This window comes from Cypionkella psychrotolerans, assembly GCF_001294535.1.
Lineage (GTDB): Bacteria > Pseudomonadota > Alphaproteobacteria > Rhodobacterales > Rhodobacteraceae > Cypionkella > Cypionkella psychrotolerans.
Genome location: NZ_LGIC01000052.1, coordinates 40,489 through 56,254, shown reverse-complemented (window position 1 = coordinate 56,254; position 15,766 = coordinate 40,489). Strand labels below are relative to the sequence as shown.

Annotated in this window: 14 protein-coding genes and 1 pseudogene; 5 read left to right on the top strand and 10 right to left on the bottom strand. The window is 58.8% G+C overall.

From position 1 onward, the window contains the following. The 8 genes and pseudogenes from AKV04_RS10495 to AKV04_RS10460 all read right to left on the bottom strand — a co-directional run. Positions 1–901: pseudogene (locus AKV04_RS10495) on the bottom strand (ParB N-terminal domain-containing protein); the annotation flags it as partial. A gap of 148 nt (positions 902–1,049) precedes the next feature. Then, positions 1,050–4,097: a bifunctional DNA primase/polymerase gene (locus tag AKV04_RS10490; protein WP_054006380.1), complete on the bottom strand. Its 3,048-nt coding sequence runs from the start codon at positions 4,095–4,097 to the stop codon at positions 1,050–1,052. Then, the gene (locus AKV04_RS10485) at positions 4,097–4,297 is read right to left on the bottom strand and encodes a helix-turn-helix transcriptional regulator (RefSeq protein ID WP_054006379.1); all 201 of its coding nucleotides are present in this window, start codon (positions 4,295–4,297) and stop codon (positions 4,097–4,099) included. The genes AKV04_RS10490 and AKV04_RS10485 overlap by 1 nt, the downstream gene beginning before the upstream one ends. Beyond that, positions 4,294–5,202: a hypothetical protein gene (locus tag AKV04_RS10480; protein WP_235815601.1), complete on the bottom strand. Its 909-nt coding sequence runs from the start codon at positions 5,200–5,202 to the stop codon at positions 4,294–4,296. The genes AKV04_RS10485 and AKV04_RS10480 overlap by 4 nt, the downstream gene beginning before the upstream one ends. 1 nt (position 5,203) lies before the next feature. Further along, on the bottom strand, positions 5,204–5,383 hold the full coding sequence (locus tag AKV04_RS10475; protein ID WP_156317471.1) for a hypothetical protein: 180 nt from the start codon (positions 5,381–5,383) through the stop codon (positions 5,204–5,206). Beyond that, the gene (locus AKV04_RS10470) at positions 5,373–6,053 is read right to left on the bottom strand and encodes a sigma-70 RNA polymerase sigma factor region 4 domain-containing protein (protein ID WP_054006377.1); all 681 of its coding nucleotides are present in this window, start codon (positions 6,051–6,053) and stop codon (positions 5,373–5,375) included. Before AKV04_RS10470 ends, AKV04_RS10475 begins: the two co-directional genes overlap by 11 nt. A 238-nt stretch (positions 6,054–6,291) precedes the next feature. Next, on the bottom strand, positions 6,292–6,507 hold the full coding sequence (locus AKV04_RS10465) for a hypothetical protein (RefSeq protein WP_054006376.1): 216 nt from the start codon (positions 6,505–6,507) through the stop codon (positions 6,292–6,294). Between the two features lie 91 nt (positions 6,508–6,598). Further along, positions 6,599–8,770, bottom strand: coding sequence for a hypothetical protein (locus tag AKV04_RS10460; RefSeq protein ID WP_156317470.1), 2,172 nt, complete (start codon positions 8,768–8,770; stop codon positions 6,599–6,601). Between the two features lie 334 nt (positions 8,771–9,104). Between AKV04_RS10460 and AKV04_RS10455 the strand changes: the two genes are divergently transcribed. The 4 genes from AKV04_RS10455 (at position 9,105) to AKV04_RS10440 (ending at position 13,684) form a co-directional block, all read left to right on the top strand. Next, complete coding sequence (locus AKV04_RS10455) at positions 9,105–9,557, top strand: DUF2924 domain-containing protein (protein ID WP_054006374.1); 453 nt, start codon at positions 9,105–9,107, stop codon at positions 9,555–9,557. Then, on the top strand, positions 9,554–10,876 hold the full coding sequence (locus AKV04_RS10450) for a recombinase family protein (RefSeq protein ID WP_054006373.1): 1,323 nt from the start codon (positions 9,554–9,556) through the stop codon (positions 10,874–10,876). The genes AKV04_RS10455 and AKV04_RS10450 overlap by 4 nt, the downstream gene beginning before the upstream one ends. After that, a complete protein-coding gene (locus AKV04_RS10445) occupies positions 10,873–11,262 on the top strand; it encodes a hypothetical protein (RefSeq protein ID WP_054006372.1) in 390 nt (129 codons plus the stop codon). Before AKV04_RS10450 ends, AKV04_RS10445 begins: the two co-directional genes overlap by 4 nt. Before the next feature lie 208 nt (positions 11,263–11,470). Further along, a complete protein-coding gene (locus tag AKV04_RS10440) occupies positions 11,471–13,684 on the top strand; it encodes an adenylate/guanylate cyclase domain-containing protein (RefSeq protein ID WP_054006371.1) in 2,214 nt (737 codons plus the stop codon). 28 nt (positions 13,685–13,712) lie between these two features. Here AKV04_RS10440 and AKV04_RS10435 read toward each other — a convergent pair whose 3' ends face one another. Then, the gene (locus AKV04_RS10435; RefSeq protein WP_202905601.1) at positions 13,713–14,225 is read right to left on the bottom strand and encodes a YHS domain-containing (seleno)protein; all 513 of its coding nucleotides are present in this window, start codon (positions 14,223–14,225) and stop codon (positions 13,713–13,715) included. 14 nt (positions 14,226–14,239) lie between these two features. Continuing rightward, a complete protein-coding gene (locus AKV04_RS10430; RefSeq protein ID WP_054006370.1) occupies positions 14,240–14,830 on the bottom strand; it encodes an ankyrin repeat domain-containing protein in 591 nt (196 codons plus the stop codon). Positions 14,831–14,996: 166 nt separating this feature from the next. Here AKV04_RS10430 and AKV04_RS25535 point away from each other — a divergent pair. After that, positions 14,997–15,766, top strand: a protein-coding gene (locus AKV04_RS25535; protein WP_268871788.1) for an IS5 family transposase whose coding sequence is annotated in 2 segments (ribosomal slippage) — positions 14,997–15,333 and positions 15,333–15,766 — 771 coding nt in all. Because the reading frame shifts where the segments join, the coding sequence is not laid out codon by codon here.

The window sequence follows — 15,766 nt, the reverse complement described above, 5'->3', positions numbered from 1 at the left end:
GCCAGTGATAGTCGCCCCGGCTCAGCACCAGGCGCTCCTTAGCCCAGATGATTTGGCTGCGCACCGCAAAGCCTGCAGCCGCGAGGCTGTCGGCCACTGTGGTGGCATGCAGAGCCCCATGCCAAACGTACGCCACATCCCCCGGAAACAGCGCCCACGCTGCCCGCCAGTCGGCGCGGTCGTCATTCATCACCTTACCAACGCGTTTGGTCTCAGACACGCCGATCTTGTTGCGCCAGCTTGGATCGTACATCACACCATAAGGCGGATCGCTGACCATCAGATGCGGCACAACACCGCCAAGCAAGAGAGCAACCGCCGCGGCATCGGTGGCATCGCCGCAAATGAGCCGGTGCGTGCCCAAACACCACAGATCACCCAGCTGCGAGATCGGAACTGCAGGTGGCTCGGGAATAACCTCTTCGCGCGGATCCGTCGCATCACCCCTGAGCAACCGATCGATTTCCGCACTTTCAAAGCCAAGGTCGGTGAGTTCAACGCCCAGGGCCTCAAGATCCCCCATCTCAAGCGCAAGCAGGTCCGCGTCCCACCCCGCCTGTTCGGCCAAGCGATTGTCGGCAAGAATATACGCGCGCTTTTGTGCCTCGGTGAGATGGGCAAGCTCAATCACCGGCACCGTAGCCAGCCCCAACTTCTGCGCCGCGAGGACCCGGCCATGGCCTGCGATGATGCCGTTTTCCCCATCGACCAGCACCGGATTGGTAAAGCCGAACTCCCGGATCGAGCCTGCGATCAGCCCCACCTGCGCCGGACTGTGCGTGCGGGCGTTCCGCGCGTAGGGGATCAGATTGCCGATCGGGCGGTAGGTGATGTGCAAGGCCTTGCCGCTGGCGTGGTCCAACTCCGCACCCGGGGCTGTTCCGCCGCCACTTTCGCTCATCACCGTTGCCACCATCGCTCGATCTCCGATCCCCCCTTTGCAAAATCGCGGGGGTAAAACATCTCGTGGCGACAGTATATCATGGGCTTAAGCTATTGTCTTTACGACATTAAATGACAATTGACGACATGGCGCGACATGTTGGCCGCTACTCAGGAATGTCGGAGACCCACTCGGCCAACGCCCCAAGGGCTGCCTCGACTTGCGCCCGCCGTTCGTCGGCAGAGCCGTTTACCCACCAGGCCCGTTGCCAGCCACGACCGCGGCCGGACCGTCGATATGCAGCCGATTTAAGGGACATTTCCCTATAGGTACCTCTTATAGGGAAATGTCCCTTAAATGCCCCTCGTTGGAATGCTTTCTTAGCCTGCTCCTGCCCCGAGAATAATCCCGGATGAAGCATTGCCGCGTCGGCAGGGCTATCCACCGCCATCCCGCACAGAAGCATGCGCTGCACAATATCAGGACAAACCATCTCCCAAGCCATCACACGATCATATGCGAGGGGCAAAACAACGTGGGCCATCAGATGAACCTCGAGCGGGGTTGCATCCGTGCGATTGATCCCACGCCCCCGCCCCATCGCCTGCATCACCTCGTCATCGCAGATTGCGGCACGCAAGATTTCTGCGGCAGGGTCGGTGTGGCGTATCGCTTGGCCCGACAGTTTGCGCCCGGTCTCGGTTAGAATGCCAACCGCAGACGTTTGATATTTGCCATGAGCAGAGTGATCGAGCACTGCCCCAGTCAATTCGTGCAATTCCACCGATGATGGCAGCGGGCGGCCGATCAAAAACAAGCAGCCAATGTCCCCCCAGCAGTCCAAGCCTGCGACAGCATTGTAATGTGCAACCTCCACACCCGGAATATCGGCAAACGCCGCTTCAATCGCCTTGTAGGTAATGACAAGGCAGCGCTGCGGCGCATGCCGCTTGGCATGCCACCGCACATAATCGAGGCAATCGCGCAAACGATTGGCGCGACGATTGATCTCTGCGGCGTCTGCTTGTGGGGCAGGACAAAGCGAGCCCATGCCAAAACCGCCCCCGATCAGCCGCACATGTTGATGGGGTGCCGCAGCCTCGATCGTCACGATCTCTAACCTTGGCAGCACGGCCTTGGCGATTTCGGGGCGCAGCGTCGCATCGAGATGAAGTAAGGGCAGGCTGATGAGATCAGGGGCCATTGCCTTGCGCCGCCACATGCGGATCGGCCTTTGCCCAGATTGCGCGGCCGGCCCATCCAGCCAGACCTTAGCGAGCGCCGCAGGATCACCCCGCAACAGCGCCGCAAGCGCATCCCAAAGAGCAATGATCTGAAGCCCCAGCGCCCGGCGCACGCTCGTGGCGAGAGCCGCCCTACGCGCGCCCGCGCTCTGACCAGGCACAAGCCCACAGCGCGCCAAAGCCGCAACCTCCAACCGGGAGGCATCCTCGCAAAAGCGGCCATCAATGTGCAGCGCCGCCAGATCAGCCGCTCTGACCTGCCCCAGAGGCAATGAGGCAAGAGCAGCCGACAACCGCTGCCGGCAGATCACAGCATCTGCCATGTCGGCTCCTCGGGCATCTTGTTTGCGCGCGCCCCCAAGCCCGGTGATCCCAAGCAGCGGAAGCGCCTCGATCGTCAGCCCCGTGGTCTCTTCCAAGCTCCGCGACCAGCAGGCTTCATCGACCAGAACCAGCGCAAGCTCCTCGGCATCGCCTGCAAAGCCAGTGTACATTGCGTCATAGGCCGCAACCACCACTTGGACTTTTGCAACCTCGCGACGATTGGATTGCTTGGCACACCCTGCATAATGTGCACATTTCTCTTTTTCGCTCCTGAAGCAGACCGAGGATTGAATATCTAAGCCCGCAGCAACAGCGGCCCTGACGGACGGTACATCGCGGCACATCGGCGCACGCGTGGTCAGCTGCAAAGCCTCATAGCCACGCAGCACCTGAGCCTCCACGCCCAGGCTCTGCCAAGCCGCTGCCGTCTCATCGGCCAGCGCCAGCGACGGTACGAAGTTCAGCAACCGCGCTGGTTGCCCTTCTTCCGCGAGTGTTGCGAGAAGCTTCACGACATGACGTCGAGCAGCTGTGCTTTTGCCAAGCCCAACTGTCGCACGAACCCCCAAGCACGGGGCCTCATCCACACGCCCACCCCGATGCCAGTTGGCAATCTCGGTCATTGCGGCGTCAAAAACGTGGTCCAGCTCCACCCGCGCGCGATCAACCGGGAGTGTGGGCAACACGTAGCTGGGTTCTATCCGCGGCCTTTGGCGCTCCGGCAACTGGCCAAGACCCAAAAGGCGCAGCTTGTCGCGCACTTTCTTGAGGGCATCGTCAGGTCCATATCGATGCCGACCATCCTGTTTCGGGCGATCGAGATCAGTGCTTGCCAAAAACCGCTGCCAAACCGCGGCGGCAATCTGATGCGCGTCAAGCGTCTCGCCGCGATCCACCGCGTCGTACACGCCATGATAGGCGATCAGCGAAAGCCATTGGTCGCGCCCGTCGATGACACGTCCGTCCGCCGCCCTGATCGGACCACTTTGCGTATTGTCGCCACCACGCGGCACACGCGATCCGGACGGTGCAGGCCCGGCAATTGGCTGCAGCGGCGCAAGCAGCGTTTCTATTGCCCCTGCATCCACAAGAGGCAGCGCATCTAACGGCACGTCCAGCGGGCTTTCGCCCAAGGGCCAATCGTAAGGCTGGCCGGTATCGGGGTGGATGCCGAAGGCCACGAACTGTTGTCCGAGGCCGAGGATCTCCACCTTGCCAACAGCCCGCTTTGGCTCCGGGCTGCGCGTGCGGTACAGCAGCAACCGCTTGGGCCAACGCCCAACCCGCAGCAGCGTATCGCCGAGATGCAGCCGCGTGATCTCTGCAGCGTCGTGCGCAAGATCAGGATCGAGCAGGTCGATATCTACGGCAACAAGCTTGCCGGTGCGCAGCCCGATGCCGCAATGGCCAAATCGCTTTATCCAATCCTCAACCTGTGCCTCGTCAATTGTAACCGTCGTCCAGTTTCTTGCGGCCACCTTTTTGGCATGCGGCAGGATCGGCACCGGCTCATAGCCGTTGTCCACCAAGCGCATGGCGATTTCTGCAAAAGTGGGGACGGACACGCCTTCGGGGCGGCGCTCGGCCACCCTGTCAGTCGTTTCGTCATGCTTCGGCAGGTCCCGATGGGGGCCCGCCTTGTCCATCAATCGAGCGCCTCGCCAGTTTGCCCGCGTTCCCAAGCGAGTACATCTTCGCGGCGGTAAAGTATGCGGCCCCCCATTCGCAGCGGGCGCGGACAGAGCCCGGTAGCTGACCACCGCTCAATCGTGCGCACGCTGACCCGCCAATGATGGGCCAATTCTTCACGCGTCAGGCGCAGCGCAAGATCCTCTGCGCCGTTCATGCCAGCCCCCCGACAAAATCAAGCAGAGTGGCGCGCTCCAGAGCCTCGATGTTCTTGAGGTAGGCAAGCTGCACTTGCGGCAGGTGATCTTCGATCGCGTCCCGCACGATGCGGCGCAATTCGTCCGGCGGCAGCGCGTCGAGTTCGGCCGCAAAGGCATGCGGCCAGCGCCGGTCTGCCTTGGTCCCATCTTTGGCCGGGCGCGTTGGCAGTTTGAACTGCGTGACCTGGTCAAAAGACAGCCCAAGCGATCTGAACTGGACGGGGACACCGTAGTCGTGGCCGAAACGCTCGACTTTTTCGCACAAGGATCGTGACGCGTCACCGCCAGACCGGTCAAAGTCGTAAAGCGCGTGCACAATCAGCGTGCGTCCTGAGCCACGCAATCGCGCAACTGCCTCATGAGCGAAGGTTTCGGAGCTAAAGCCGCCCGTGCACATCAACGGCACGTCGTATTCCGACGTGACCGGAAACAGGACGCCCGCCAGCGCATTTTTCTCCAGCCATATCTCGACTTCAAGATCGGTGTCGGCCCACAGATCCTTGCGGTAGAACCGTGCCGTGTCGCGCAAAGCATCTTCCCAGCCGTTAAACGTTTGCGGCTTGCGCATGAAGCGTGATGAATCTGCGATGGCTTCGTAGTTCAGCCGACCCTCACGCCGCAGCTTCAGAACCTGTGCCTGAACCTTGCGGTAGCCGCTTTCGGTCTTGTCGATGCCTGCAACGGCGTGCACCTCGGCCTGGTAGTAGAGGCCGCGCACGGTGATCGGACCGTGCGCGTGTGCATAGTTGATCAAGAACGCGTCGCGATCCGCCATTTCGGCATGGCTTGCGCGCTGACGCTTTATAGTGCCAGCACGATAAAGCGGAGTGTTGGTATCGGGGTTCGCATCGTTATGCTTCATCTCAGTGCACCATTGCCGAGACGAGGACCTGATAGATGGCAAAGAGCGTGGCTCCGTCCCGCGTCAGCCCGGCTTCTTCGATCCGGTAAATCGCGCCCGGCACGATCACCCGTGCCAGATCCCAAACCCGAAACAGGCCCGGCAAGCGCTCGAAGTCCTCTTGCTCGTTTTCATGCACCATGACCACCTCCATCGCGAGGCACATCCGCGGCCTCTCGATCTGCAAAAGCCAAACGCGACCGCGGAATGGGACAGGGCGGAACGAATTGTGCGGGTGCAGGCAGTCGCGCCAGCGCACGCTGATGACGCTTGCGCGCTGCCGCATGGGACAGCCCTAATGCGCGTCCTGCCTCGGCTTGGGTTTCGCCCAAGAGCATGATGCGCAAGAACAGCTCGGTATCTTTGCCGAGTAGCGGGACCAGCCGCTGACGCCACTCCATCGCAGCTATGAGTTCAACATCGTCTGTTGGCCCGATGAGCGCATAACCGCATGTGTCATCCCACGAGATCTGATCGCGGCGTTCATCGCGCAGGCGTTTAAAAGAGCGGTGGATGTCGCGCTGGGTGTTCATAACGAGAGTCGCCGCCACCTTTTGCACGGCGTCCAAGTCCATGTTCAGAATGCCCAAGGTGACGCGGCCAAGGATTTCTGCCCCGACCTCATGCCGCTCGTGCGGGTAGTATCGACACAGCCGCCCGTGGACCGCATCAAGCCCAGGCCAAAGTGCGAGCAGCAACAAGGTGGTGGCTACCTCGGAGCGCCGCGCATCGCCCTGCGCAACGATCACGAGCGCGCGAAGCATGTCGTTGCGGATCGCCGGGTCCCCAACGGGCGCATGCAAGCGGTCCATCAGATCGCCCGGATCCCGCCCACCGCACAGGGCGCTGTGGTCTTGGCATATTTGGCAAAATTCCGTTTGGAAACGGAGACGATTGGTCGCCTGGACCAAGTCAGAATAGAGTGCTTGCCAACTGGCTCGCATGTGACGCCTGCCTTACGGCCGGGCGTCACGCGCCTCACGGGGGACCAGTTAATTTTGTGAGGGGGCTGGATGACAAAACGGGCGCCCTGAAAGGCGCCCGCTCATGTCAGGTCCGGTTGTGTGTGCCGCAGCCGCGACAGATAGCTTCAGCGGGCAAGCTCACGGTGTAATCGTGACCTTGAACCCGCACGTGCAACTTTGCGCCGCGGCGCACGCCCAGCAGCTTGCCACATTCAAGGCAGCGCCAGTCGTTTTGCAGAAAATCAGCGGGATGTTTGCGCGCTAGGCGCTGTGTCAGTTGATCGGGATCGACATAGGCCATTTTAGGCTCCTGCGATTACGGGAGCCGTGGAATTGTCATGGCGAATCGGAGTTCGTCAGTCCCCCGCAACGGAGTTGCAACGGAGTTGGGTCTAGGTGGCGATTTCCCAAAACGGTTTCTTGGGTGATCGAATGAAGTCTGCCTTCAACTTATCCCAAAGCGGCTGATTGAAGATATTTGCCAGAGATTGGTCCAAGATCCCTTTTCGCAGATCGTCACTCGCGGTTGGGGACGAGCCGCTGTTATGGGCGTCGACAAGCCGCTGGATCACCCTAACTTTATGCTCTCCCGATATGTAAATGCTGCCCTTTTTAGGCACGAATAACGTACCCGCCGTGTCGCCCAGCGGGACAAATTCCACGATCGCGCCCCCATTTGCCAACACGCAATTGCGCTCGTAGACAGAGCGCAGGCTTGCCAGGTTCAAACCAATTGCGGGCAACGTGCCCTCCAAGTGATCAATCAGGCGCGTCAACACATTGCCAGAAATAGAGCTGCCCAGCGCAGATCCCGCCTGCAAAACCAATCCAACCTTGCCACCTGGGCGCGATCTTAGTTTTGTATCGATGGACTCGCGTGCTCGCTCGTCATCAAGCCCGCGGACAAGGTAGACCGGCACATCCCGACCTTCGATCTGCAATGTTCCCAGCGCCACAAGATTGGCGTCATCGTCGGGCACTGCAGAATTATCGAATGATTTGGCAGTAAATTCGCGGACGTACTGCGCAACCCAACCTTTTCGAACGCGATAGCGGCAGTATCGATCAGCGGGGCCACCGGGAGCCTCTTGGCCCCGTATTGTTTTGACACCGATCCCATCCGACCTTGTTACAACCTCGGCGGTAGCTTGGCCGATGCCATCTTCATCGTCGATCACGTCGCCGTCATCCGCACCAGACGGAACAAGAAAGCCAATTTCGATCAAGAGTTGAGGATCGATCTGCCGCTCAAACAACCAAGCCCCGGAGAGCGTCTCCGCCCCGATATCCCAAATTTCCAACAGGGCTGGCAAAACCGACATCGCGTCAGTCTCACTTGGCGCGCGACCTTCCCGAAGAATGCCCCAATGCCTCAATAGCCGATGCCCCAGAACCCGCTCAAACGGATCGTCGACGCTGAGAAGGCTGCATGTATTTCGATCCGTCACTGTAAATGACAGTGTCCGTGTCTCGTCTTTGTCCTTGCGCCGGTATCGCACGGCAATTTCAAGAAACCGTGTCGCGATCGCCCGTTCGAATATGCGCGCCAGCCCCGGCTGGTTTTCGACGAGTGTTGCGAGATCACTCTCTATCGACGTCGAGACGGAAAGTCGGCTTGCAAGGTCTTCCACGCTTACTTGGACTTGAATAACCTTGGCCGCCACGATTTCCACATCGGCCATCGCAGGCCGAGCCAGATCAAACTCGGATCTGAATTTCGATATATCGTAAGCTTGGAAGTCGACCGGTTGACGCGAGGGCTCTTGGCTAAGGACCTTTTCGATGAAGGCATCAGCGATTTTATGGCGCAGTGAACGCGTCCCGGCCCGAACATGCACCCTGCCCGTCGACGGCGTGTAGACGATCATCGCCTCGCCAGGCGGGCGGAAATATATCCGAGCACTATTGCCGTCGTCGTCCATATCCCGCGCGCTGGTTGGAGGGCTGGGATGTGAAAGCAAATACATCACGGCTGCAGGTTCATCGGCCTCTTCAGGCAGATCAAAGCGGTCAATTCGATAACCATCCCCACGATTTAGGCTCCCTTTCAACTCGGCCAGCAAATCCTTGACCAGACTTTCTTCGACATCGCGGTCGGTTCCCGGGGAGGGTTCGGCCATAAAGGTCTGATAATGGCGGTCGTAACGCCGGTAGAGGCGCATATGCATGCCGTTCTCGGTAGCATCGAACAGGCTGGATTCGTGAACATAGGCCCAAAGGCTACGCGCAAGTTCATCCCTCTGGCCAATCAGAATTTGCAATCGATCTGCGGTCAATTTCGTCGTGGCCAGACCCTCCAACGCAAACTGGCCGCGGTTGCCTGCCATCGTGACAATACGCGCGGCCTCGGTTTCCAGCGGACCAAGACGCATTTTTGTTTCAGTCGCCAGCATTGCACGCGCGGGCTCGTTGCTTGGGATTCCGTCCAAACGGGGCATGTAGCCTTCAACCCATGTGAACCGTTCAAAAGGCTTCGATTTGAAGAAAGCAGCAACAAGGATCGGAGGGGCGGTGTCAAACAGGTTGGACAAATGCGGGCAGGTTCTAGTCGGCGCGCGTACCATCAAGCTCTCCAGCATAGTGCACTGTGGCCACCCTATCCGCGACTTGAAATCTGTCACGCGAAATAGCGCAGAAGAAGTGTCCCATTCTCGCCTTCGACTTGGCTTTTACCGGGCAGATACCACCGAAGGTCTGCCATGATACGCCCCAATCCCCTTGCCCCGTCCCATATGAAACCGCTCGAACGCCGGGCCGAACTCTGCGCGATCTTGGCCCTCGGCCTGCGTCGTTTGCGCGCACGAAATGCAAGCGATCTATCTGCGATTGCGGGAGATAGTTCGCTACACTCTCTGCCCGGCCAGAGTGCTCATGCAACTCCAACCATCGGAGAGACCCATGACCAAATCTGACCCCATCCCCGCCCGCTTGGCCGCGCTGAAGACCGCGCCGATATCAGAATTGAAGGCGCAATGGCACGATCTCTACGCAAGCGAGCCCCCGAGATATAACCGCAAGAACTTGGAAAGTCGCCTTGCTTACCGCATTCAGGAACTGGCCTATGGCGGGCTGAACCCGGAAATCGTCAAGCGGCTTGAAGCCTTGGGCGAACAGCTTGATGGCGGCAATATCACCACGCGGCGCATCCGTACCGACCTGATGCCCATTGCAGGCACCAAACTGATCCGCGCGCACCAAGGCGTCGAACATGTCGTCACCGTGCTGCAAACCGGGTTTGAATGGCAGGGTCGCCCCTATCAATCGCTTTCGGCGATCGCCCGCGCCATCACCGGCACGCGTTGGAATGGCTGGACGTTCTTTGGTCTCAAACACAGCCGGAGGGCCGCATGAACGCGCCCGTTAAACCTGATAATCTTTTGCGCAAACTGCGCTGCGCCATCTATACCCGGAAATCATCTGAAGAAGGGCTGGATCGCGACTTCAACAGCCTGCACGCCCAGCGCGAAGCGTGCGAAGCCTACATCACCAGCCAACGCTCCGAGGGTTGGGCGCTGCTGCGTGATCAATACGACGATGGCGGGGTTTCGGGTGGCACCCTTGAGCGCCCCGGGCTGAAACAGCTGATGGCCGACATCGAAGACGGGTTGGTCGACGTGGTGGTGGTCTACAAGATCGACCGGCTGTCACGTTCGCTGATGGACTTTTCGAAACTGGTCGAAGTGTTTGACCGGCATGGCGTCACCTTCATTTCGGTAACGCAATCTTTCAACACGACAACATCAATGGGGCGGCTTACGCTGAACATCCTGCTCAGCTTTGCACAATTCGAACGCGAGGTGACCGCCGAGCGCATTCGCGACAAGGTCCGTGCCAGTCGGATGAAGGGCATGTGGATGGGCGGTTGCCCCCCGATGGGCTACGAGGTGAAAGACCGCAAACTGGTTGTGAGTGCTGCCGATGCGGCCACGGTGCGTATGGTCTTCTCGGAATTTGCCAAGGTCGGATCAGCCACCACCATCGTGCAGTCCCTGCGCAAGATCGGCGTCACCACGCGCAAAGGCGCGCTGCTCAATAAATGCCATCTGTACCGGATGCTGAACAATCGGGTCTACATCGGCGAGGCCGTGCACAAGGGCACAAGCTACCCCGGCGAGCACCTTGCAATCATTGATCAACCCTTATGGGACAAGGTGCATGCCATCTTGACGGTCAGCCCGCGCAAGCGCGCCAGCAACACCCGCGCAGAGACGCCCGCCCTCCTGAAGGGCCTTTTGTTCGGGCCGGATGGCGCTGCATTCTCACCCACACATACCTGCAAGGGTACGCGACGGTACCGCTACTATGTCAGTCAGACTATCCTCAACCATGGCGCCGGAACTTGCCCTGTGGCACGGGTGCCTGCGGCAGAGATCGAAGGCGCTGTGGTGGACCAGTTGCGGGCGGTGTTTCGCCAACCGGAGATCATCATCGGCACATGGAAGGCTGCGAAGATGGACGACCCGCCTATTGTCGAGGGCGATGCGCGCGCGGCGTTAATACAACTTGATCCGCTCTGGGATGAACTTTTTCCCGCAGAGCAGGCGCGCATCGTCCAGTTGTTGATCGAGCGGATTGATCTTGGGGTGGCAGGCATGAATGTTCTTTTGCGCGTTGATGGACTTGCCGGACTTGTGCACGAGATGGCAACCGTCTCGGGAGGCGCGTCATGAGCCAAGTTTCGGCAGAAACTCTCACGCTTCATGTCCCGATGGCGCTGCGCAAGCACGGCAGACGAAAGACTATCGTTCAGCCGGAGGGCGCGCCCATCGCGCGCCGCCAGATCGACAACACGATGATCAAGACGCTGGCCCGCGCTTTCCGTTGGCGGCGGATTTTGGAATTGGGCACCTTCGCGACTATTACCGAGCTCGCCGCCGCAGAGAAGATCGACCCATCATATCTGAGCAGGGTTCTGCGCCTGAACAATCTCGCGCCCGACATCGTGGAAGCGATCGTCGAGGGGCGGCAAATTGGCGGAGCAACGATGGCGATGTTGCTGAATGCTGTTCCTGCCGAGTGGGGGCAGCAGCATCGGTTGTTTGCTTTGAATACGTGACTTTCGAGTTTTGAGCCGCGTCCGCCCCTCAACCTTGAACCACTAAGGCTCAGATTTTTTCGGCTTTTGGGTCATTCGAGCAAGACGGGCGACGGCCTTGACAGGCGCACGAGTTTGCTCTGACCCCTCCCTCTCCCGTCGATTGTGCACCCAGGTGCCTGAAAATGAATGTAGACTACGACAAAGACAGTTTTCAGCGAATAGGCAAATGGAACGACGACTTACCGCGATACTTACCTCCGACGTAGTTGGCTATAGCCGACTCATGGGGGAAGATGAAGTTGGTACGCTTGCGCGGCTCGTGGCGTGCCGCAAAGAGGTGATTGATCCGGCAATCGCGCAGTTCCATGGTCACATCGTCAAGCTCATGGGTGATGGCGCGCTGGTGGAGTTCGCCAGTATTGTAGATGCTGTACACTGTGCCGCCGCGATTCAGCGAGGAATGGCCGACTACGATCAGAGTACTTCCGAAGCTCAACGCATTCGCCTTCGGATCGGAGTCAATCTCGGCGACATCATCATCCAGGACAACGATATCTACGGCGACGGCGTCAACATCGCGGCGCGTCTGGAGAGTTTGGCAGAGCCCGGAGGTATCTGCATCTCTGGTACTGCCTTCGATCACGCCGCGCAGAAGGTTGATGTTGGATTTTCCGCTCTTGGCGAACAAAAGCTGAAGAACATCGCTACGCCGATCAGGGTGTATCGGATTCTGCTTGATCCCGGGGATGTCGGAAAAGTCAAATCTGCTTCGCGTCGGCCGGGTACGCTGAAGCTGAAACCGCTGGTGGTTGCAGCACTGGTGGTCGCCTCGATTGCGGTTGTGTTTGCATGGCAAACGCACTCCGTACCGGAACGGCCGTCGGTCGCAGTCCTGCCGTTCGAGAACTTGAGCGGCGATCCGGCCCAGGACTATTTCGCTGATGGCATCACCGAAGATTTGATCACCGATCTGGCCAAACTGACCGGGCTCGACGTGATCGCCCGCGACTCTGCGTTCGCGTACAGGGGCAAGCCCATCGTCCTCGCCAAAGTCGCAGGCGATCTTGGCGTCCGGTATGTGGTCGAGGGCAGCGTGCGGCGCGCGGAAGGACAAATTCGGGTCAATGCCGCACTCCTTGACGCAGCTACCGGAAAACATGTCTGGACCGACCGATTCGACCGTCCGGAGACAGAGGTGTTCGCCGTTCTGGACCAGATGAGAAAGGAACTTGTTGACGCACTCGGCGTGGAGCCTCTGGCAACCGAGGCGGCGCAGATCGCCCGCCCGCCGACAGCTAATCTTGAGGCCTACGATTACTTTTTGCGCGGCGAGCAGGTCGCGCGCAATGGCGACCTGAAGGGGCTGCGCGAGGCCCTCGATTTTTACGAAACCGCGGTGGAACTCGACCCCAATTTCGCGGAAGCGTTGGCAGCCGATGCCCGAACAGCCGCCTACATTTGGCGAAATACTTATGACGATGTGCTGCCAAACAGGGTCGCGGAAGAGCGGGCTTACCAGAAAGCCTCGCTTGCGCAGAAGTATAAACCCAGTTTGCCGCTGCCCTGGATGACGCTGGCGATCCTGCAAAATGTGGATGGACACTTCGACGAGTCAATCGCATCGGCCCAGAAGGCGGTCAATCTGGGCCCTGGGGATGCCGAGGCATATATCACGCTTGGTTACGTTCAAGTGTTTGCTGGCAATTTTGCCGAGGCAAGCGCCGCGATTGAGACTGCACTGAAGCTCGACCCCAATCTTTCGCCAATCAACCGGAGTATTGCAGGCCTCGTTTACTTCTTTAACGGCGACAACGATCGGGCTATCGCTGCTCTTGAACGTGCCTACTATGAGGGGCCGGAGATTGACGATGTTCTCATCTCCTTGGCTGCGGCCTATGCGCGGGGGGGCCGCATTGCCGACGCGCGTGCCGCAATCGGACAAAGTATTCGCCTGCCTTCAAGTGACCCGTCTTTAGCGGGCATGCGGATAAACCGGGCGCACTATCGTTATGAAAAGGATTTCGCGTTCCTGATCGCAGCGCTGCGCGAGGCAGGCATGCCTGAGTGGCCTTTCGGCTTTCGGGAACAGGGGCGGGAACGACTTAAGTCCGATGAGATCGAGAGTCTCTTTTTCAGGCCAACAAAGGAAGGCTCTCAAACTCTTAACGGATTTATTGACCCCGGAAAGCGGATGGCGACCATGTTTGTCGGGGCAGACAGGCGGATTGTGTTCTTTACGGGAGTCTATGGGCAGCCCCGCTCACAGGACGTCGCCTTTCAAGCAATGCTCTTCATCGATGTCGATGAGGACCTGCTGTGTTTGCAGAGCGAGAACGGTTTCGGGCGACGAGATTGCGGCCAGGTATTCAAGAGCGCCGACGAGTACCCGTTCGTTTTTGCAAACTCAAACTTGATCTTTCACTTCAAGCCGCAGAATTGAGGCTGATTCCGCGTTTACGATTCAAGTTTCAGTTGAACAGATCCTGTTCAAGCTCGGCCTTGACTTCGGGCCAGTTGGCATCGGCCTTTGGGATGTAGTCGCTTGCGTGCGCTTCGAAATCGTCCGCATCGGTTTTGTCGTAGATCAAATAGAGCTTGCCATCGATGATCTTGAACGCCTCCGGATCAATATCGACGGTGACCGATCCGCCGACAACCTCGCCCGCGCAGTAGCCGCCGTATTGCGGTGCATATTTGACCGGGTTGCTCTGAAACAGGTCCCTGTGCTTGGCGCTGACAAAATACCAAGGTGTTCCGAGCCATTCATAAGAATACTCTTCAGACCCTTTCACCGCACGGTTCTCGGTGAAATAGGCGACCGTATCGTAGCCCTTGATCGCAATGCCCTCGAAATAACCGGTGTTGAACGTACCGTCGGCGAGAACCGGCACAACGCCAGCCACCAAAGCCATTCCTGTCATGGCCGTGAATGCCAGCACTCGGGTCATATGCTTGCTGTTAACTTGCACTGCTTTGAACATTGCTCGTCCTCCAGTTAATCATGAATTTCCAAACATTGCTGATACCACGCAACTATCTTGACTTGACACGTTGCTCCGTGACGCTTGTACAATCGGATGATGTCGCTGTTACCTTTGAAGAGCGCACGTGTGATTGGCGTGTAGCCGTGCACTTCTGGGTGGCTAACATTTGCGCCCTTGGCGATAAGTAATTCGGCGACCGCTAAGCGATTTTCCTCTCCCGCCACCATCATTGGAGTGACACCTGCCTTGTTATCCGCGTCGTCCAGCAGCGCGCCTTTCTCAAGCAGCAATTCAGCGATCGGAACACTGCCGGAGTACGCTGCAGCATGAAGCGCCGTGAAACCGCCAGAATTGCGCGCCATGACATCGGCACCACTACCGAGCAGCAATTCTACAATGTGAAACTGGCTCGCAAGGGCGGCGGCGATGAGGGGTGTTGCCTGATCACGCGCCCGGCCATCAACATTCGCGCCATTTGCAAGTTCCCGCTTGATCGCAGCGCTATCGCCAACACTTATGGCTGCGAAGAGACGATCATCGGCAGCGGCAAGCTGAGGTGCCAAAGTCAAGAGTACTAACAGGATTGCGAAGGCTCGAACCATGACCTTACCCCGTACCTTGTCTCGATTTTACCACAGTTTCTTGATTTCTCAACCCGAAATAGTCATAGACCTCGTTCTCGGCGTCCCGCAGGTCCGTTTCTCTAGGGTGAGGACCCATTGAACTTGCAATGCAGGCGTGATTCAGGCTCCGCAAGGAGACCGATCAATGAGCAACCTTTTTTGGCTGAACGACGCGCAGATGGCCCGTCTTCAACCGTTTTTCCCCAAGAGCCATGGCAAGCCGCGCGTCGATGACCGTCGGGTTCTGAGTGGGATAATCTTCATCAATCGTAACGGGTTGCGCTGGTGCGATGCCCCCAAGGAGTATGGCCCTCCAAAGACCCTCTACAACCGTTGGAAGCGATGGGGTGACATGGGGGTCTTTGCCCGGATCATGGAAGGGTTGGCGTCGGAGGCGGCCGTTCCGAAGACGGTGATGATCGATGCGACTTATCTCAAGGCACACCGTACGGCTTCAAGCCTACGGTCGAAAAAGGGGGGCCTGACGACCAACGGGGCCGATTGATCGGCCGCACCAAGGGCGGCATGAACACCAAGCTGCATGCCGTCACCGATGCCGATGGCCGCCCGATCCGCTTCTTCATGACCGCAGGCCAGGTTAGCGATTACACCGGCGCGGCCGCCCTGCTGGGTAGCTTACCCAAGGCCGAGTGGTTGTTGGCCGACCGGGGGTATAACGCTGATTGGTTCAGAGATGCGTTGAAAGACAAAGGGATAAAGCCCTGCATCCCCGGCCGGAAGTCACGCGGCAAGCCCGTCAAATACGACAAGCGCCGCTACAAACGCCGCAACCGGATCGAGATCATTTTCGGGCGGCTGAAGGATTGGCGAAGAGTGGCCACGCGCTACGACAGATGCCCGAAAGTCTTCCTTTCCGCCGTCGCACTCGCCGCAATCGTCATGTTCTGGCTATGA